Origin of the sequence: Thermotoga maritima MSB8 (genome assembly GCF_000008545.1) — a bacterium.
GTDB classification, from domain to species: Bacteria; Thermotogota; Thermotogae; order Thermotogales; family Thermotogaceae; genus Thermotoga; species Thermotoga maritima.
Map to the genome: position 1 here is coordinate 1815602 of NC_000853.1, position 20299 is coordinate 1835900.

The 20299-nt window shown below is 45.7% G+C and carries 13 protein-coding genes; 8 read left to right on the plus strand and 5 right to left on the minus strand.

Features of this window, described 5'->3' with window-relative positions:
- The first annotated feature begins 157 nt into the window (after positions 1-157).
- The 7 genes from TM_RS09355 to TM_RS09385 all read left to right on the plus strand — a co-directional run bounded on the left by TM_RS09355 (position 158) and on the right by TM_RS09385 (position 11390).
- Positions 158-1819 (plus strand): alpha-amylase family glycosyl hydrolase, encoded by a 1662-nt coding sequence (locus TM_RS09355; protein WP_004082384.1) that lies wholly within the window; start codon positions 158-160, stop codon positions 1817-1819.
- Positions 1820-1831: 12 nt separating this feature from the next.
- A complete protein-coding gene (locus TM_RS09360) occupies positions 1832-3163 on the plus strand; it encodes a hypothetical protein (protein ID WP_004082385.1) in 1332 nt (443 codons plus the stop codon).
- A 13-nt stretch (positions 3164-3176) separates the two neighbouring features.
- Positions 3177-3830: a hypothetical protein gene (locus tag TM_RS09365; RefSeq protein WP_004082386.1), complete on the plus strand. Its 654-nt coding sequence runs from the start codon at positions 3177-3179 to the stop codon at positions 3828-3830.
- A 10-nt stretch (positions 3831-3840) separates the two neighbouring features.
- Positions 3841-4983: a hypothetical protein gene (locus tag TM_RS09370; RefSeq protein WP_004082387.1), complete on the plus strand. Its 1143-nt coding sequence runs from the start codon at positions 3841-3843 to the stop codon at positions 4981-4983.
- A gap of 15 nt (positions 4984-4998) precedes the next feature.
- The gene (locus TM_RS09375; protein ID WP_004082388.1) at positions 4999-7023 is read left to right on the plus strand and encodes a glycogen-binding domain-containing protein; all 2025 of its coding nucleotides are present in this window, start codon (positions 4999-5001) and stop codon (positions 7021-7023) included.
- A 17-nt stretch (positions 7024-7040) separates the two neighbouring features.
- The gene (gene pulA / locus TM_RS09380) at positions 7041-9572 is read left to right on the plus strand and encodes a type I pullulanase (RefSeq protein ID WP_004082389.1); all 2532 of its coding nucleotides are present in this window, start codon (positions 7041-7043) and stop codon (positions 9570-9572) included.
- A gap of 75 nt (positions 9573-9647) precedes the next feature.
- Positions 9648-11390: a WD40 repeat domain-containing protein gene (locus TM_RS09385; protein WP_004082390.1), complete on the plus strand. Its 1743-nt coding sequence runs from the start codon at positions 9648-9650 to the stop codon at positions 11388-11390.
- 19 nt (positions 11391-11409) lie between these two features.
- On the opposite strand, the gene TM_RS09390 is transcribed toward TM_RS09385, so the two are convergent.
- Together TM_RS09390 and TM_RS09395 are read right to left on the minus strand one after the other, a co-directional pair.
- Complete coding sequence (locus TM_RS09390) at positions 11410-12186, minus strand: ROK family protein (RefSeq protein ID WP_010865418.1); 777 nt, start codon at positions 12184-12186, stop codon at positions 11410-11412.
- A gap of 32 nt (positions 12187-12218) precedes the next feature.
- Positions 12219-14660: a GH36-type glycosyl hydrolase domain-containing protein gene (locus TM_RS09395; RefSeq protein WP_004082399.1), complete on the minus strand. Its 2442-nt coding sequence runs from the start codon at positions 14658-14660 to the stop codon at positions 12219-12221.
- 307 nt (positions 14661-14967) lie between these two features.
- Between TM_RS09395 and TM_RS09400 the strand changes: the two genes are divergently transcribed.
- Positions 14968-15894: a DUF4382 domain-containing protein gene (locus TM_RS09400; RefSeq protein ID WP_004082400.1), complete on the plus strand. Its 927-nt coding sequence runs from the start codon at positions 14968-14970 to the stop codon at positions 15892-15894.
- An 80-nt stretch (positions 15895-15974) separates the two neighbouring features.
- On the opposite strand, the gene TM_RS09405 is transcribed toward TM_RS09400, so the two are convergent.
- The 3 genes from TM_RS09405 to TM_RS09415 all read right to left on the minus strand — a co-directional run bounded on the left by TM_RS09405 (position 15975) and on the right by TM_RS09415 (position 20296).
- On the minus strand, positions 15975-16154 hold the full coding sequence (locus TM_RS09405; protein ID WP_004082401.1) for a hypothetical protein: 180 nt from the start codon (positions 16152-16154) through the stop codon (positions 15975-15977).
- 203 nt (positions 16155-16357) lie between these two features.
- Positions 16358-19390, minus strand: a complete 3033-nt coding sequence (locus TM_RS09410) for an alpha-mannosidase (protein ID WP_004082402.1) — start codon at positions 19388-19390, stop codon at positions 16358-16360.
- Between the two features lie 15 nt (positions 19391-19405).
- A complete protein-coding gene (locus TM_RS09415) occupies positions 19406-20296 on the minus strand; it encodes a glycoside hydrolase family 130 protein (RefSeq protein WP_004082403.1) in 891 nt (296 codons plus the stop codon).
- Between the last annotated feature and the right edge of the window lie 3 nt (positions 20297-20299).

The window sequence follows — 20299 nt, forward strand, 5'->3', positions numbered from 1 at the left end:
AATCGGTGTTTTTAAATTACTCATCAACTGTTTCATTCAGAAATATCGAAATTCCGTTAACCCTATCGACATGTTATGAATTGGGTGTTAATATAAACAGACGGATTTGTGTTAATTTATTGATCGTGGAATGTTTCGAAAATGAGGAGTGAAGGTTGTGAAGAAGCCTTTTTTACTGCTTGCTTTTGTGTTTTTACTCTTCCTCACCTCCTGCTTTCAAACGTCTATGAGTCAATCCCTCGTTTCAAGTAATCCACATTCAAACAGCACAAACACAGATGGTACTAGCTCCAACCTTGAAGAAGTAAAATACCCCGTCGTCTACGAAATTTTCATTCGCTCTTTTTACGACAGAGACGGGAACGGAGTGGGAGATTTAAACGGTGTTTCTCAGAAAGTTGATTATCTGAAGGAACTCGGCGTTGACGCTGTGTGGTTTATGCCCTTCAACGAGGCTGTTTCATACCATGGATACGACATAACAGACTACTACAACGTCGAGAAAGACTACGGCACCATGGAAGATCTCGAAAACATGATCCAGGTGCTCCATGAGAACGGAATAAAGGTAATAATGGATCTCGTGATCAACCACACATCCGATGAGCATCCCTGGTTCAAAGACGCCGTGGAAAACACGACCAGCTCTCCGTACTGGGACTACTACATAATGAGTCTTGAAGATCATTCTGGTCAGGATCACTGGCACTGGAAGATCAACTCAAAGGGTCAAAAAGTCTGGTATTTCGGACTTTTTGGCTATAACATGCCGGATCTGAACCACGACAGTCAGAAAGTGAGAGAAGAAGTAAAGAAAATCGTGGATTTCTGGATTTCCAAAGGTGTTGATGGATTCAGAATAGATGCTGCAAAGCACATATATGGCTGGTCCTGGGACGATGGGATACAGGAGTCGGCCGAATATTTTGAATGGTTCAGAGATTATGTGCTTTCCAAAAAGCCCGATGCCATACTTGTGGGAGAGGTGTTCAGCGGAAACACGTACGATCTTTCTCTATATCCAATTCCCGTTTTCAATTTCGCCCTCATGTACAGTATAAGGAACTACCCAGAAGGGCAGGATGGAATGATAGAAAACAACTGGGTTGAGGAGTCTTTCCTGTTTCTTGAGAATCACGATCTCCACAGGTTCTTCTCCCATCTTCAAGAACATTACAAAAAGTTCTCCGAGTCCGACTACGAGTTCATCAAAAAACGTGCTGCTCTCTGGTATTTTCTGATATTCACACTGAAAGGATCTCCTGTTATCTACTACGGCGGTGAAATTGGAACGAGAGGTTTCAAGTGGCACGGTCCTGTATATGACGAGCCGGTGAGAGAGCCGATGCAGTGGTACGCAAGCGGTACAGGAGAAGGTCAAACCTTCTGGACAAAGGAAGTCTACAAAAACGCGGGGATAACCTTTGGAAACGCTGATGTTGACGGATGTATCTATGACGATCCTTACGATGGCTTTTCTGTCGAAGAACAGGAAAGCGATCCGAAGAGTCTTTTGAATTTCATCAGATTCATTCTCAACTTCAGAAAAGATCACGACGCCATTTTGAATGGAGATCAAACGATCTTCAGGGACTGGAAAAACCTCATAGCGTTCTACAGAGAATCCTCCAACGAAAAGCTGTTGGTGGTCTTGAATCCGGATCCAGTCTGGCAAAACAGCTTCACTTTTGAAGAAAACATGACGATGATTCTCGAGGTAGATTTTGAAAACTTCATCTGGAACGAGTCAAACGTGTCTTTTTCAGCGGGTGAATCCTTCACTGTGGATCCCATGAAAGCGTACATTTTCAAAAAGTGAGGAGGTGCGAAAATGAAAAAACTCTTCCTGGTTTTGGCGGTCTTATCTCTTGTTCTTTACGGATGTCTGAGAACACCACCTGTCGTCAAAGATATGGTCACCACCGATGGTTCTCTCAGCGACTGGGGAAGCAAGATCAAGGAAGACGCAGCAGATGATTCCAAATGGGGAGCTGACAACGAGCTTTTGAAGGCAGGTTTGCTCTTCGATGGTGCAAACATCTACATCGCCGGTGAATATGTGATAGGAGGCGATGGAAACGTTAATGTCTTTCTTGTTTTGATCGATCTTGTCGGTGTGACCGGAGCTCAGACAGTCTCCTACACGGGTTTGAACGATGGAAACAGAAACTTCACAAACCCCAACGGCGACATAGATCTCATCGTTGAAGTGAATCAGAGCAACGAATACAAAGTCTGGAGAGTGTCTCAGGATGGAAGCCTCACAGATATCACCGACCAAGTGACCGCCCAGTTTGGAACTGGATCTACAATAGCAGAACTCAAGATCCCAATCTCCGAACAAGTTAACCAGGTGAAAGCTGTCTTCGCCATCAGCGGTGGAACGGGTGGCGGAAATCAGTGGGTAGGAGACTTCTATCCAAATCAGCCAGACCACGATTCGGCGGAAAATGGTGGTATTCCACAGCCAGCACCTGTTGTGAATTTCGTTGTTTGCGACAAAGAAGGTAACGTGAGTGAGGAAATAAACCAGACCTCTGAACCGGAGCAGCCCACTGAAAGTGTGATTGTTGTAGACGGAGATCTGAGCGATTTTGGAACCCCTGTGGCAACAAGCACGAATCCTGGCGGTGGAAATGGAGCAAATCTGTACCGGCTCTACGTGACCTACGATGCGACGTACCTCTACATAGGATTCGATACTCAAAACTCCGGATCCTGGGATGTTGCCTATGGAATAGGTATCGACACAAAACCCAGCGGTTACACAGGAGACAGCGATGCGTGGGGAAGAAAGATAAGCTTCGGCGCTGATTATGCGGTAGATTACGAGATCTACTTCTGGTGGGCCGGGGGGTCAGGTCTTGATAGTAACAACTTCTGCGAATGGAACGGTTTAGACTGGAATTATAGATCAATAGCTGATGCTGGAGGAACGTTCGATTACACCGGTGACACTAGTAGTGGACTTCAAACGATGGAAATAGCGATTCCATGGTCTGCCATTGGAGGAAAACAGGACGTGGCTTTGATCGTTTGGATAACAGGTGGTAGTGGTTCGGCTGTAGACAGCATTCCTGATGATGATTCTACAATTGATAATGCCGACGAATGGAATGACTCTGATACTTTCACGAATCTCTATCTTCTCCAAGTGAACTGAGGAGGTGATCTCCTTGAAAAAGATAATCCCAGCTCTTTTGTTGATTACGTTTCTTTCTGGATGTATGACACTGCTCAATATAAAGCTTCCGGACGGTGTTTATGTGATAGGAGATTTCTCAAACGGTGTGCCGAGCTCCGAATACAAAATGGCGCTTCAGGGTGATTTCTACACCCTGGAGCTTCCTTCTTCCGTTTTGAGCTTTGAAAATGACATCGCCTGGTATCAGGTTGTGGTTGTTGAAAACGGAAAACCAGTGAAGACCACTTCCGAGATTCCTCTGTGGAAACAGCTCGTTGGAGCCACCGTCACCATATACGCAACACCGAACCTGATGGAAAACGACACAGCAAAGGGAGTGGGAGACTCTGAGAAAGAAACACCTCCCTGGTACTGCGCCGGAGATTTCAACAACTGGACGCTCGAAGAGATGACCTACCAAGATGGAAAGTTTGTTTTGAACACAGGCCGCACCGTCTCTTCCGGTGAAACGATACAATACAAAATCGCAAGAAACACCGACTGGACTCCTTACGAAGAACAGTTCGATGGAACCAGTTACGAAGCCGGATACGGTAAAAACGCCACCTTCACCGCGGACAAAGACGGAACTTTCGTCATAGAATTCGATCCGAAAACGAGCACACTTCAAGCCTATGTGGAGTGAGGTGAGGAATATGAAAAAACTCGCTGTTTTGATAATGTGTCTTCTTGCGTTTTCTTACGTGTTCTCCTTTTCGCCAACGGGTTCTCTCAAGGTGGGTTACTCCTACGATCTGGAAAACCAGAGCGGATCCAGCTACACTGAGCTGTACCTCTCGGGGAACAGTCTTTCCGGCGATTTCACAACCAAAGATTTGAAACTCGACTCCGGATACATCGCCCTCGATACAGACCTGGTGGATCTCAAAGCCTACTACAATAGAGTCTTTGGATCTACAGGTGACTGGCTTGGAATCTACAGCTTCAACGACTCTAGAAATGGACTTGAAATTGAGCTTTTCGGTTTCAGAGGTGTGACCACAGGAGATGTTTCTTATCTCCAGTACCGAGGAAATCTTTCGAATTTCTACTTCAGCGCGATGCTCGGGAAACGCTCCACAGTGAACGACATGTACTTCGATTTCAACTGGGAACCGGGCCTCAGGTATTTTGGAGAATTCGGTGTGAGTTATGAGAACGAGGAAAAGATAGGATCAAACAATTTCTTCTACATGTTTGGTATTTCAACCGCAGACTGGAAACACGGAGTGAAACTCACCGGAGTAGGTTCAGAAACATACCTTGACTACTGTGACTACGTGAACGACAACGATCTCGAAGGTGAGATACTCGCAAACCTCTGGACGACATTCGGCGACTTCAAGCTTTGGTTCGATTACAAATTCACATCGAAGACTCCCAAATACGGTGTCGAGTACTCTTCCGGTGATGTCTGGTTCAAGGCCTGGAAGGAAGGAACGAAATTCGATTCTGACATTCTCAACTGGGATGACTTCGGAATGGAAATTGGAAAGAACTTCAGCTTCATTGGCTTCAATGGAAAGATCTCTTACAAGTTCGGCAAACCCGCCCACGATTCCACAAGCGCGATGGGTGAGGTATTCTACGCGGAACTGTGGAAAAACTTCGGCAGTGTCAACTTCTTCGCCAAGTGGCAGTATCTGAACACTCTCTACACAGAGGCGTACACAGCCTACTACGAGCTGAAGTTCACGGATGAAAAGTCCGAGTTCAAACTCTCTCTTGGCGATGGCGATTTCTCCAGCCAGATAAACTTTGTCAAGAAAATCTCTCTTGAATATTCAACGTGGTGGTAAGGAGGTGTCTAAGGTATGAAAAAACTTCTCATTCTCTCTGTGCTTTTGCTGAGTGCCTTCGTATTTTCTGATGTCTTTGTAGAAAACGGAAAAGTGATTTTCACCTTCGAGTGGGAAGGAGCCAAGGTGGTGTACCTCGCAGGAACCTTCAACAACTGGAATCCCACAGCGCTTCCAATGGAAGAAGTGGAACCCGGTCTCTGGAGAGCAGAGCTCGAACTCGAACCCGGAACGTATCAATACAAATACGTGATAGATGGAACTACGTGGAAAGAAGATCCCAACGCACCCGGATACGTGGACGATGGTTTCGGAGGCTACAACGGAATATTCACACTGGTGGAAAAAGACGGAGAGCTTTTCATCGTTGGTCCTCAGAAGAAAGAAGAATCAAAGAAATACGAGCCTAACCCCGACAGGGAAGACACCATCTTTGTCGAAGACGGTATAGTGGTTCTCAAATACTACAATCCCGAAGCGGAATTCGTAACCATAGCTGGAAGTTTCAACAACTGGAACGCAGAAGAAATAGAGATGTACCCACTTGGAGACGGATGGTGGGAAGGAGTACTGGAACTTGGTCCCGGAGTGTATGAATACAAGTTCGTTGTGAACGGTGAAGAGTGGGTAACCGACCCCAACGCCTTCGCTTTCGCCGATGACGGTTTTGGAGGAAAGAACGGTGTTTTCGAAGTTTATGAAGAAAACGGAGAACTGAAGGTAAAATCTCCCATCGAGGAAACTGTCCAAGAAGAGACTTCAGAAGAAGCACCCGAAGTCGCTCAGCAAGAAACCGCAGAAGCCGAACCAGAAGAGGTTGAAAAATCCGAGCTGAAAGAAGGACTCAGCGTGGAAGACGGTTTTGTTGTCTTCGCCGTTAGAAAGCCAGAAGCTTCCGAGGCTTACGTTGCGGGAAGTTTCAACAACTGGAGCACTACAGCGAATCCAATGGAAAAAGAAGGGAACCTCTGGGTGGCAAGAATCAAGCTCAATCCTGGCACTTATCAGTACAAGTACGTCTTCACGATAGCGGGAAATCAGGTCTGGCAAGAAGATCCCAACGCGCCTTCCTATGTCCCGGATGGATTCGGTGGAAAAAACGGCGCTTTCATGCTCTCTGAAGAGGATGGAAAACTCGTCATAAAACCACTGGAACAGAAATCTGAGAGTGAGACTCCGTTCTTCGGGAAATACTCCATTGATCTGACTTACAAATACGCAACGGATACCTTCCTCAAATCTCTCGAAAGCTCCCATGAACTCACTCTCGGTGTAAAAACCGACTTCTTGAAAGCAACCTTGAATTTCAAACCGGAAGGCTCTTTCTTGGACAGCGCGAACATAAAGGTGGAAAAGGACGGCTTCGAGGTTTTCGGACACTACAACGTGGCATCTCTGGTGGAAGGGAAGCCCTACGAAGAATGGTTCGCCGAAACAGGCTTTGGTCTCGGTATTTCTTTCCTTTCCTACAAGTTCACAGCTGATGTCGCTTTTGACACAAACGCGGAAAAGGAAAGATTTTTGATAGGAGTTTCGGGAGAGAATTTCGGTACCTACTTTGGAAGTAATTACTTGCTTGGGATAGAAAAAATAGACCTCGCAGGTTTCTTATCCTTTGATCTTCTTGGAGCAAAAACAACCGTCTGGACCGGTTTAATCTTTGCCAAGCCCGTTCTCTACTTTGTGAACCTCGAAGTCGATTCGGACAACTTCGATGTCAACTACCTGTACTATGAAAAAACATCTTCAGAAGACAAAGGATTTCTCAAAGCAAGCATTGATCTCTTCAACCTGGAACTCTACGGGGATTACAATTTCAACAACAAAACGTATACGGTAAGCGCAGGGTACGTTTTCGATGACACCTATGTCCTCGGATTGGCCTACAGATACGGAGACTACGACAACTTTGAAAACGACCCCGACAAAATAACCGTCTTTGGGGAGCTCAGAAACGAATTCGCAAGCGCAAAACTTGGAGTAACTTACGACGCATACAAGAACATCTATCTGGATTTCCAAGGTGAAGTCAACTTCTGATTGTGAGGTGATTCAAGGTGAAGACTAAACTCTGGTTGTTACTTGTTCTCCTCCTTTCCGCTTTGATATTCTCAGAAACCACCATCGTAGTCCACTATCACAGATACGATGGAAAATACGATGGATGGAATCTCTGGATATGGCCCGTGGAGCCTGTGTCTCAGGAAGGGAAAGCTTATCAGTTCACAGGTGAGGATGATTTTGGTAAAGTAGCAGTAGTGAAATTACCAATGGATCTTACAAAGGTGGGGATCATAGTGAGGCTGAACGAGTGGCAGGCAAAAGACGTGGCAAAAGACAGGTTCATAGAGATAAAAGACGGAAAGGCTGAAGTGTGGATACTCCAGGGAGTGGAAGAGATTTTCTACGAAAAACCAGACACATCTCCCAGAATCTTCTTCGCACAGGCAAGGTCGAACAAGGTGATCGAGGCTTTTCTGACCAATCCTGTGGATACGAAAAAGAAAGAACTCTTCAAGGTTACTGTTGACGGAAAAGAGATTCCCGTCTCAAGAGTGGAAAAGGCCGATCCCACGGACATAGACGTGACGAACTACGTGAGAATCGTCCTTTCTGAATCCCTGAAAGAAGAAGACCTCAGAAAAGACGTGGAACTGATCATAGAAGGTTACAAACCGGCAAGAGTCATCATGATGGAGATCCTGGACGACTACTATTACGATGGAGAGCTCGGAGCCGTATATTCTCCAGAGAAGACGATATTCAGAGTCTGGTCCCCCGTTTCTAAGTGGGTAAAGGTGCTTCTCTTCAAAAACGGAGAAGACACAGAACCGTACCAGGTTGTGAACATGGAATACAAGGGAAACGGGGTCTGGGAAGCGGTTGTTGAAGGCGATCTCGACGGAGTGTTCTACCTCTATCAGCTGGAAAACTACGGAAAGATCAGAACAACCGTCGATCCTTATTCGAAAGCGGTTTACGCAAACAGCAAAAAGAGCGCCGTTGTGAATCTTGCCAGGACAAACCCAGAAGGATGGGAAAACGACAGGGGACCGAAAATCGAAGGATACGAAGACGCGATAATCTATGAAATACACATAGCGGACATCACAGGACTCGAAAACTCCGGGGTAAAAAACAAAGGCCTCTATCTCGGGCTCACCGAAGAAAACACGAAAGGACCGGGCGGTGTGACAACAGGCCTTTCGCACCTTGTGGAACTCGGTGTTACACACGTTCATATACTTCCTTTCTTTGATTTCTACACAGGCGACGAACTCGATAAAGATTTCGAGAAGTACTACAACTGGGGTTACGATCCTTACCTGTTCATGGTTCCGGAGGGCAGATACTCAACCGATCCCAAAAACCCACACACGAGAATCAGAGAAGTCAAAGAAATGGTCAAAGCCCTTCACAAACACGGTATAGGTGTGATTATGGACATGGTGTTCCCTCACACCTACGGTATAGGCGAACTCTCTGCGTTCGATCAGACGGTGCCGTACTACTTCTACAGAATCGACAAGACAGGTGCCTATTTGAACGAAAGCGGATGTGGTAACGTCATCGCAAGCGAAAGACCCATGATGAGAAAATTCATAGTCGATACCGTCACCTACTGGGTAAAGGAGTATCACATAGACGGATTCAGGTTCGATCAGATGGGTCTCATCGACAAAAAGACAATGCTCGAAGTCGAAAGAGCTCTTCATAAAATCGATCCAACTATCATTCTCTACGGCGAACCGTGGGGTGGATGGGGAGCACCGATCAGGTTTGGAAAGAGCGATGTCGCCGGCACACACGTGGCAGCTTTCAACGATGAGTTCAGAGACGCAATAAGGGGTTCCGTGTTCAACCCGAGCGTCAAGGGATTCGTCATGGGAGGATACGGAAAGGAAACCAAGATCAAAAGGGGTGTTGTTGGAAGCATAAACTACGACGGAAAACTCATCAAAAGTTTCGCCCTTGATCCAGAAGAAACTATAAACTACGCAGCGTGTCACGACAACCACACACTGTGGGACAAGAACTACCTTGCCGCCAAAGCTGATAAGAAAAAGGAATGGACCGAAGAAGAACTGAAAAACGCCCAGAAACTGGCTGGTGCGATACTTCTCACTTCTCAAGGTGTTCCTTTCCTCCACGGAGGGCAGGACTTCTGCAGGACGAAGAATTTCAACGACAACTCCTACAACGCCCCTATCTCGATAAACGGCTTCGATTACGAAAGAAAACTTCAGTTCATAGACGTGTTCAATTACCACAAGGGTCTCATAAAACTCAGAAAAGAACACCCTGCTTTCAGGCTGAAAAACGCTGAAGAGATCAAAAAACACCTGGAATTTCTCCCGGGCGGGAGAAGAATAGTTGCGTTCATGCTTAAAGACCACGCAGGTGGTGATCCCTGGAAAGACATCGTGGTGATTTACAATGGAAACTTAGAGAAGACAACATACAAACTGCCAGAAGGAAAATGGAATGTGGTTGTGAACAGCCAGAAAGCCGGAACAGAAGTGATAGAAACCGTCGAAGGAACAATAGAACTCGATCCGCTTTCCGCGTACGTTCTGTACAGAGAGTGAAAAGTTGTAAAATCTCAATGGTCAAGCCCCAGCGTGAGCTGGGGCTTTGAAACCTAATTTCAGGAGGGTGAGCCGATGAAAAAATCACTGACACTGGTTTTAGTCGTTGTATCGATCCTGATTTTCTCTCAAACATTCAAACTCGAGAAGGTGCTGGGATTCAGCGACATTTCATCTTTAGCATTCAAAGATGGTTATCTCTTACTTGGAACGGGAAACGGTGAAATCATCGTTTACAAAGACGGATCCTATTACAGAGCTTTCAAAGTCCACGACAACAGAGTAAACGAAGTAACCTTTGAAAACGGGTTTATCGTGAGCGCTTCGGACGACAAAACAGTTGGTGTGACGAATCTGGAAACAGGTGAAATAAAACTCCTCAAAGGTCACATGAAAGGTGTTTCTTCCGTCGCAGTGGCGGGCAGTAAAATCCTGAGCGCCTCCTTTGATGGAACCGTGAGAGTATGGTCTTTCCCAGATGGAGGGGAAATCTCTTCTCAAAAGCTTGGACCATCGGTTGTTCAAATCGCCGCCCATGAGAACAGATACGTCGTGGGACTGGCCAACGGACTTGCACTGATCAGAGACCTCTCGAATCAATCATTTTCCATTCCCCTCAAGGCCCATCCTGAAGGAATCAAAAAGATCGTGTTCTCAGAGAATGGACAGTTGATCGCAACCTGTGGGGGAAACACCGTAAAGGTATGGAACGCCTCGAATGGAAATCTCGTCCTCCAGTACGACCACGTCATAACGGTGAACGATGTGGCTTTTCTTGAAAATGACAGTCTCATTTTTGTAGCCGACGACTACAAAGCTGTGGTTTTGAACATTCAGAAAAACGAAGTGGTGAAATCAATCGACGCTCATAACAACTTTGTTCTTTTCGTCTCTTCAGATGACGGCAGCATAGCAACCTACGGAATGGACAAAACTGTCAAAGTGTGGAACGCCAACTTAGAGCTTCAATACTCTCTCTACGGTCACCAACTCTCGGTGAACACAGTAGCTTTATCAAGCGACAGGAAATTCATTGTGAGCGGCAGTGACGACAGAGAAATTCTGATATGGAACACTGAGAAGGGGATTGCTGAACACAGGATAAAGGCTTTATCAGGAGTCAGAAAGCTTTTGACAGTAGAAAACAACATCATTTCCTGTCTGGATAGCAATCAACTCAAGATTTATAACCTGGAAAATGGAAAGCTCGTGAAGAGAATCAAAGTTGGCACGACGAGCACAATGGACATTGCTCTTCAAAACGATAGAATGGCAGTAGGATTCTACGATGGAAGTGTCGCTCTGTTCAGATATCCATCCTTCGAAGAGATATGGAGAAAAGACACAGAACACGAAATGATCCAAACGATTGATATGAACAACAAATTCATCGCCTTCGGAGTTTCTTACTCTGATCCAAAAGACAAGATAGGTTACGTAGAAGTTCTCTCTGCGGACACAGGAGAAAGAGTATTTCTGCTGGAAGGTCACAGAGGAAACGTAAACGCTGTGAAATTCGCTGGGGACTTTCTTGTCTCAGGTGGAGAAGACGGAAAGGTCATTCTCTGGAATTTGGATACGGGTTCAAAAGTCAAAGAGATCTACCTGAACGAACCAGTGTCTTCTCTGTTCGTCGATGAAAAAGAACTCTTTGTTGGAACCTGGAATGGAAGTATCAAAATTTTTGCTTTTCCAGATCTGACTTTGAAGACTTCTTTGAAAGCCTCTGATCAAAAGATAGGACATCTCATTAAGGTGGGCAATCATCTTGTAGTTCCATGCGGTGACGGAAAGATAAGGATCCTCGTGGAAAAGTGAGGGGGGCAACCCCCTCATTTTACACCAGTCTTTCACTTATCATCATGGAAGAAAGTATCGAAGTTCCCTCCAGAACCACCTCTTTGTTGGAGAGACTACCTTTTTCCACGGAAACTTCTTTATCCATTGGATGAACCTGTCTTCTCGTTTCTGACACGATCACCTCAAACACGCTCTCAGGGAGAAACACACCTTCTCCACCAACAATCACGATCTCCGGACTCAAAATGTTCACAAGATTCACAATACCATCTATGAGGATACCGGTGAATTCATCCAGTACTTCCTTAGCCAGTGGATCTTCTTCGTATATTCTGCAGAGTGTCTCGAATTTTTCGTACATGGTGTTCCCCGGAAGAGGTTTTTTCTTTTCATACTGACGGACGCAGTGGGAAATGGAGGTGTTGGCCTCCCAGCATCCGACCCTTCCACAAAAACACGGTCCCCTGTCGTACATTTTCATATGCCCGATCTCTCCAGCTGCGTTGAAAGAACCCTTGTAGAGTTTCCCTTCGATGATAATGCCTCCACCTATTCCTTCTCTGACGAGTATGTACACGATGTTCTTTCTATCACCGAAGTGCTTGTTTCTCATCATTTCCGCGAGAGCCGCAAGGTTCGCGTCGTTCTCCAGATACACCTCGAACACTTTGAAGTATTTCTCTACATCTATGTCTCTCCATCTGTTGAGATTTGGAGCGAATGCCAATTTCTTGTGAGTCTTATCAACAGATCCTGGAACCCCTATCACAATCAATGGAAAAACACCGGGGAACCTGGAAACCTTTTCCGTCAAAACTCTGAAACACTCCTTCGGAGAACAAAAGGTCAGCCCATCACAACTTCAACCCTGTGCACCTTTCCATCCTCGAAAACCGGAAGTACTTGCCCTTCTATCTTTTTCCCGTCAACAATGATCTCTTTCACACCTTTGGAAACATGAGAGGGATTCTTCACCGTTATATCGTAGATGCTTCCTCTGAACTTTCTTGTGATCCTGAATCCTTCCCATTCTTTCGGGATGCAGGGATCCACTACCAGGCTGTCGTAAGTAGGCCTTATCCCGAGTATATGCTGAGTGATCGCCACAAAGCTCCAAGCAGCAGTCCCCGTGAGCCAGGAATTCTTCGCCTCTCCATGCCTCGGTGCATCTTTTCCGGCAACCATCTGAGCGTAGACGTACGGCTCAGTCCTGTGTATTTCGCTGATGTCTTCGAGATAAGCCGGTGTGATTTTTCTGTAGATCTCAAAGGCTCTGTCTCCCCTACCTATAACAGTCTCGGCTATCGCTACCCATGGATTGTTGTGACAGAAGATCCCCGCGTTTTCTTTGTAGCCCGGTGGATAACTCGAGATCTCACCAAGCTCGATGTAATATCTGCTGTACGCCGGCTGCTGAAGAACGAGTCCGTAGGGTGTGTCGAGATATTTCTTGACAGAATCGAGAGCTTTTTCCGCGTATCCGTTGTCCACACCGATACCTGCCATAACACACATTCCCTGTGGTTCTATGAAGATCTTACCTTCTTCACACTCTTTGCTTCCCACCTTTCTCCCAAAGGCATCGTACGCCCTGAGGAACCATTCACCATCCCAGCCGTATTTCAGAGTGGTCTCGATCATTTTGTTCACATGTTTTTCCGCTTCTCTCGCTTCTTCCTCAAGTCCTCGTCTTTTGCAGATCTCCACGAACTCTTTTCCGGCAAGAACGAAGAGCCCCGCTATGAAGACGGACTCCGCTACCCTTCCGTCGAGGGCGTTGACGGTTGTTTGGAAGGACTCATCGGGATTTTTCGAGAAACAATTGAGGTTGAGACAATCGTTCCAATCGGCCCTTCCTATCAATGGAAGACCATGGGGGCCGAGGTTGTTCACAGTGAAGTAGAAAGATCTCTTCAGATGCTCAAAGAGTGATGCCTTTTTGTTCGGATCGTTGTCGAAGGGAACCTCTTCGCCCAGTATGCTCCAGTCACCTGTCTCTTTGATGTAAGCGCTCGTTGAGAGAATGAGCCAAAGCGGATCGTCGTTGAAGCCTCCTCCTATTTCGTTGTTGCCCTTCTTGGTGAGCGGCTGGAACTGGTGGTAAGTGCTTCCATCCTCGAATTGGATAGAGGCCAAATCGAGTATTCTCTGCCTTGCCTTCTCCGGGATCATGTGAACAAAACCCAGGATATCCTGGTTCGAGTCCCTGAAACCTATTCCTCTACTGATTCCAGACTCGAAGTACGAAGCGCTTCGAGATATGTTGAATGTGACCATACACTGGTACTGATTCCAGATGTTCACCATTCTGTTGAGTTTTTCGTCATGGGTTTCTACCTGTATTCTTCCAAGAAGGTCGTCCCAGTATTCTCTAAGCTCCTTCAGGGCGTGCTCAACATCTTCACCTGTTTTGAATTTTTCTATCATCTCTTTTGCTCGCTTTTTGTTTATCACACCGGGCTTTTCCCATTTTTCTTCCTCTGGATTCTCTACGTACCCGAGAATGAAGATGAGTTCTTTCTTTTCGGATGGAGCGAGTTCTATCTCTAAGTAATGTGAAGCGATCGGTGCCCACCCGCTCGCGACGGAATTTCTGGGTTTTCCTTCCACCACCGCTTGAGGAGCTTCAAAACCGCTGTAGAGACCTATGAAGGATTCTCTGTCTGTGTCAAAACCATCTATCGGTTGATTCACAGAATAGAACGCGTAGTGGTTTCTTCTTTCTCTGTATTCTGTCTTGTGGTAAATCACAGAACCTTCTATTTCCACTTCACCCGTACTGTAGTTTCTCTGGAAGTTGGTCATATCATCGAGAGCGTTCCAGAGGCAGAACTCTATAAAGGAGAAAAGCTTTATTTTCCTTGGCTTCTCTGCTTTGTTCTCCAGAACGAGGTAATGAACTTCTCCTGTGAAATGCCTTGGCACAAAGTAGGTGATGGTGGCTCTCAGGCCGTTCCTTTCACCTGTGATCTTTGTGTATCCAAGACCGTGGCGCGCTTCAAAGAAGGAAAGATCTTTTCTCACAGGCATCCACGTGGGTGTCCAGAAATCTCCATTTTCTTCTCTGATGTAAAAGTACCTTCCTCCAGCATCCGTTGGAACGTTGTTGTATCTGAACCTCGTTATTCTTCTGAGTCTCGCGTCTTTGTAAAAACAGTAACCCCCTGCCATGTGAGATATGATGGAAAAGAAGTCCTCCGTTCCCAGGTAATTTATCCATGGATACGGAGTTTGAGGAGTTGTGATCACGTATTCACGGTTGACGTCATCAAAATAACCGAATCGCACGCTATCACCCTCTCTTCACTTTTTCTGTCTCTGGTATTTTATTCTGAAAATGTTTTCATTCAAAGTCTAAAGAGAAGGATGCAGAAACAAGTATCGGCGAATATTTTTCAAAAGAAACCATTTTCTTCTAAATCCGCGGTTCCAGTCTCCGGTATTTATTAGACGAAATCAAAAAAGATAATTTATTAGTGGATAAAAATCTTAGTGTTTAAGATCGAAAACATCCAGACTATTAATAGATAATTTGTTCATATATTTGTTATGAAACCATTAATGAGTTAAAATATACTTTGAAGGAGGTGAGAACATGAAATACGTGCTCTGGGCAATTCTGATTCTGAGTTTGCTGGCTGGATGTGTGCTTTTCACAACCGGAACCAACACCGTAAAAGTTCCTGTGTATCTCACGGACAACCCAACTTTCAACATCGAAAAATTACTGGTGAAAATTTCAAACGCGGAATACCACTATTCATTGGATGGAGAAGAGTACACTGCTACCGCTGCTCTGCTGGAGAATGAGTTCGATCTCCTCTCACTTGCTGGAACTAAAGTTCAGTTCTTCGAGATGGAATTGCCCGAGGGCGCTAATCTCGAGTGGATCAGACTCTACATCGATGCCGCCACTGCTGTTACAAACGATTCAACGGAAACTGTTAGGGTTCCTTCCAGAAAGATCAAAATCATAAAGCCCGTCATAGTGCAGGGTGGTGACTCGATCGTTCTCGACTTCGATGTGGCAAGATCTCTCAAAATCGCAACCACAGGAAATGGTGAATATCTGCTCAGGCCTGTTATAGTTCCCTATCACCATAGGGAAAGGAACGAGTACGGTCCTGGTGAGGGAGAAGAACACAGGTACGAAGTGGAAGGAAAATTGAAAGAGACACTTTCAGGAACACCATGCCTTGTAGCGCTCTTTGAAGGAGAAACCTGCCCCGGTACACTCGTGAATCTTGAAATCACAGACGATGATTTTAATTTCGAAGAGCTGAAAGAAGCCACTTACACCGTTTGTGTGTACACCGATTTTGAACTTCCAGAGGAAAATGAAGTCGCTAACACTGATGAAGAATTGGAGGTAGACGAAGACGATATGGAAAACGCAAATAATGAGATTTCAACCATACTGGCAGATCTCTCTCCATTCGCATCAGAAACGTTCTATCTCAACGATTCGACGATCACCTACATTTTCGATTCAAATCTGATAAAACTCACACTCGGTGATTAAAAGTAGGAGAGGGATGCTTGGAAGACTCGAAGAAGGATATCTGGGAAGGCAGATCGTTAAAGATGGCGGGTAAATAATCTTTACACTTCGACTGTTTCTTTCTCTCTTCTCCTCCTTCTGGAGGAGACTTTCTTTTCTTCTTTCACTACCTTTTCAAGGAGTTCTTTTTCGAGTTCGATGGCTTTGAGATTTTCGAGAGCTTTCTTTACCCTCTCTTCGTGGATCTCTCTAACAACTTCCGGCGGCAAGAACATCATCATAGTTTCACCTCCTTTTTGTTGTCATGCCTTTTTATCATTTATTTCTTCCGTCCTGTTATTTTTATAACATAACAGTGATACAAATCAAGAACACATTTTAGAAGAATCGTTTAAGGCTTTATTTATGGGTGTTTACACAGGAAAAATTAGGTCTAACAAAGAGCGGGGTGCCATCCCCGCTCTCGAGTGACAAGTTTGAACCTTCAACCTTCTACAACAAAAGTGTAGATCTTGAACGGATGGTAAACCACTGGGAAGGTGACTTTCTGTTTTTTCTCTTCCAGAACGTTCGTCTGATAGATTTCACCATGCCATGGGAGTTTAATGGAAAGTTTTCCTGATGTTCCGAAGATCTCAACAAGCCTCAGAACAATTTTGTCCTTCACCCTTCTCAGTGAGGTGAGACGGAAGTTTTGAGGAGAGATCTCCAGTAAAGGAGAGGGGAGGTTCAACACCCCGCGATGAACGATGAAAGATCTGTTGAGATCTTCTGATTCTTTTACAACATCTCTCAAGCTGTCTCCAGGGTGTACGTAGACAGAATAGGTGAAAGTGTGTTCGCCTTCGTCACAGAGAAAATCGGGGAAAATACCCGCTTTTATCAGTGAAAGCGCCATGATACCCTGATGAACACTGCCACCGTATTTTCCGTCGTTCAGAATGGACACGCCGAAGTCTGTCTGGGAAAGATCCATCCACCTGTGAAACGGCACCTCGAAACGCGCCTGTTCGAAACTGGTGTTTCTGTGTGTGGGCCTTTCGATGAAACCACCGGAGATATCGAACCTAGCCTTTCTCGACAGAACAGTTGTTGGGAAGTAGGCTCTGAGAAGCGCACGCCTTGTGTGCCAGTCTACCTTCGTTTCTATATCGAGCCTTCTACTCTTTCTGTAAAGGATGTAATGCTGCGTGATCCTGCTTCCTTCTGATTCATGTTCAACACGGATCACTTCTCGAACAGGGCCAGACTCTATTTTTTCTATGTTTTTCGCCCTCAGGGTATATCCTGTCTTTTCCACGTTTTCTGCGATATCCCAGTTGTCCCAGTAAGCAGGGATGTTTTTATGAAGTTTCAAGATGTTTCCCTTCTCTTCGAAAACGTACCTGTCCAGTTCTTTGTCGTAGATTTGAATTGTTCCGTCATCGTTGACGTGCACCCTGAGAAATTCGTTCTCCATGATGTTTGTTTCTCTCAACTCACTTGGAGTTTCCTCAGACGTGGCTTTGCGAACTTTCAGTTCTACTTTCGTGAACGGAGGAATCTCCCTGTCTATGAAGTACACATACCTTCCATCGTGAGTTTTCTGTTTCAAGAGTGCTTCTCCTTCAAAGGAAATCGCGAGATCTTCGTTGAGGAAGAAAAGACACTTCTTTGGAAACGATGAAGCGTTCAAAATGGTTAGAACATCTTTGTTCTCAGAGGAAAGAACTTTGAGAGATTCGATAACGATGTCTTTTGATTTTTCTATCACATGTCTGAGCTCTTTTTCTGTATCTTCATAGACTTCCTTTATAGAAGATCCAGGTAGAATATCGTGAAATTCGTTTCTCAACAGAATCTTCCAGAGTTCGTCTATTTCGTCCGAAAAATCTTTATCCGTGAAAGCCGAGATCAACTCTGCAAGATAAAGACTGTCTTCCGCTTCTTTGTGAAGTTTCTTTGTCCTGAACTGAGAAGTGTAGGTTCCCCTGTGAAGTTCAAGGTAAAGCTCTCCGTCCCACACAGGGAGTTCTTCGTCGATCTCCACCTTCTTGAAAAATTCTTCCACAGTTCCCATTTCAAGGTGCGGTAGTCCAGGGAAATCCTTCAGAACCTCGTAATTTTCCAGCATCTCTTCGGTTGGACCGCCACCACCATCACCGTGTCCGAACGAAAGAAGAACTCTGTTTGTGAGATCTTTCTGCCTGAAGTTCTTCCAGGTTTTGTAGACCGTATCGGGATCTATCTTTCCGTTGTACCCCTCGTTGGGATTTTTGAAACTGAAATAGATCACTTCGGATCCATCTATTCCCCTCCAGCGGCACAGATCGTACGGAAACTCGTTCGTGTCGTTCCAGTTGAGTTTCGTGGTGACGAAGTATTTTATCCCGGCTTCTTTCAGAATTTGGGGAAGCACCCAGGAAAACCCAAACACATCCGGAAGCCAGCACACCTTGCTCTTTTTCCCGAATTCTCTTTCGAAGAATTTTTGCCCATAGTAGAACTGTCTCACAAGCGACTCTATCGATGGAACGTTGCAGTCCGACTCCACCCACATGCCACCGACTGGCTCCCATCTCCCCTCTTCTACGAGCTTTCTCACTTCCTCGAAAAGCTCTGGTGAATTTTGCTTGAGATCCTCGTACATCTGAGCAGAAGACTGAGTGTAAACGAACTCCGGATAAAGCTTAGAGAGCAACACAGAGTTTGCGAAAGTGCGTAGGATCTTTCTCTTCGTCTCCTCAACTGGCCAGAGCCAGGCGTAGTCTATGTGCGCGTGCCCCACAAGGTGAATCGTTCCAAAACCCGGATGGTTTTTTCTTATTCTATCCAGCTTTTCTTTGAATTTTTCGAACTCTTCCAGAATCTGATTTCTCAACTCTTCAGGAAGCTTCACACCTGTGAACTCTTTGAACTCCGGTGTGTTCCAGGTGTTTTTGATCTCATCTTTTATTCCCGGATCCTCCAGTGCTGTCATCAGATAGGTACCTGTGTCTCTTGGGATCCATACTTTCGAGAGAAACTCCTCGGAGATGTCCAGAAGTTTCTTAGAAAGCGACTCGTCTTCTATCACTTCTGCCGTTTTTATAGTGAGTTCGAGAGTTTTCACCACCTTCATCAGTGCTTCATCAACGACGATGAAGAAAGCTTCCGTGAACACCGGCTTTTCTGGTTTTCCAAAGAGACCCCTTGGCATCACCTGAGCTTCTATCGTGTGTGGTTTTCCATCAGCAAGGGGGGTGATGTTCAACATCCTATGATACTCGTTGATCTCACCGTAAGGCTTCCCATCTATCAGAACGAGTGTTTCACCACCGAACCAGAGTTTCAGGTAGGCCCTCTGCTCTCCAGCGACGGAGAAAGGCTCTAGCTCTTTCCTGAACCGGACGGGAGCGGAGCTGAAGTCCCATTCGAAGGAAGGATCCACGATTCTCTCAACAGCATCATCGGAGAAAATCCAGCTTTCTATTCTTTCTCTTCTCAGAACAGTATACGGAACAATCTCTGAGAGCATTCTCCACAATCGGCCTTTCACAACCTTTTCCTCCTGTTATTCTCTACACCATTTCATAACCTTTTCCACGGGAATTGTTGCAAGAGCTATACAGTTGTCCGCGGCTCCGTAGTAGACGTAGTAGTAACCGTTGTACTCTATCATCGCGTCGCTGAAGACCACGTTCGGTACTCCTCCGAACTTTTCCCAGTCCTCTTCCGGTTCCAGAATGGGCTCTTTCGACCTTTTTATGACCTTTGTGGGATCCTCCAGATCGAGCAACATGAAACCGAGCCGGTATATAGGTCTGGAAGTACCCGTGTTCTGCACTCCGTGGTAGAGGACGAGCCAGCCGTACTCGGTCTTTATAGGAGGAGCTCCCACTCCGATCTTCAGGTCATCCCACATTCCAGGCCTTGGAGAAGCAATCTTCACAAAGTTGTCCCAGTGCACGAGATCATCGGAAAACGCGAGCCACATGTCAGGTGGTATTCTATGGAACATAACGTACTTTCCATTTATCTTTTCGGGAAATAGAGCCGCGTCTTTGTTGTCCACTTCTGGTATCACAACACCATACCTCTTCCAGGTGATGAAATTCTTCGTGGAGGCCATAGCGATTCTGACACCACGTGGAGAATAGGCGGTGTAAACCATGTAGTACTCGTCTCCTATCTTCGTGATCCTGGGATCTTCCACTCCATAGAGCTCATCATCACTCTTGGGAGCAAAGACGGGTTTTTCAAATTTGTTGAAGTGGATTCCGTCGGTGCTCACGGCGTATCCGATCCTTGAAACCATGTCCTCTCCCTGAGCTCTGTAGAGCAAGTGAAAGAGCTCTCCGTCGTAAACCACAGCCGGGTTGAAAACAAACCTGCTCTCCCAGAGAAAGTACGGAGAAGGTTCCAGAATGGGATTTGCCGGATGTCTTTCGAGTTTAAGCTCCATGCT

Excerpts from the sequence above, each read along its gene's own strand:
- TM_RS09360 (WP_004082385.1), top strand. The coding sequence starts at position 1,832 with ATGAAAAAACTCTTCCTGGTTTTGGCGGTCTTATCTCTTGTTCTTTAC.
- TM_RS09370 (WP_004082387.1), top strand. The coding sequence starts at position 3,841 with ATGAAAAAACTCGCTGTTTTGATAATGTGTCTTCTTGCGTTTTCTTAC.
- TM_RS09375 (WP_004082388.1), top strand. The coding sequence starts at position 4,999 with ATGAAAAAACTTCTCATTCTCTCTGTGCTTTTGCTGAGTGCCTTCGTA.
- TM_RS09385 (WP_004082390.1), top strand. The coding sequence starts at position 9,648 with ATGAAAAAATCACTGACACTGGTTTTAGTCGTTGTATCGATCCTGATT.
- TM_RS09400 (WP_004082400.1), top strand. The coding sequence starts at position 14,968 with ATGAAATACGTGCTCTGGGCAATTCTGATTCTGAGTTTGCTGGCTGGA.
- TM_RS09405 (WP_004082401.1), bottom strand. The coding sequence starts at position 16,154 with ATGATGATGTTCTTGCCGCCGGAAGTTGTTAGAGAGATCCACGAAGAG.
- TM_RS09415 (WP_004082403.1), bottom strand. The coding sequence starts at position 20,296 with ATGGAGCTTAAACTCGAAAGACATCCGGCAAATCCCATTCTGGAACCT.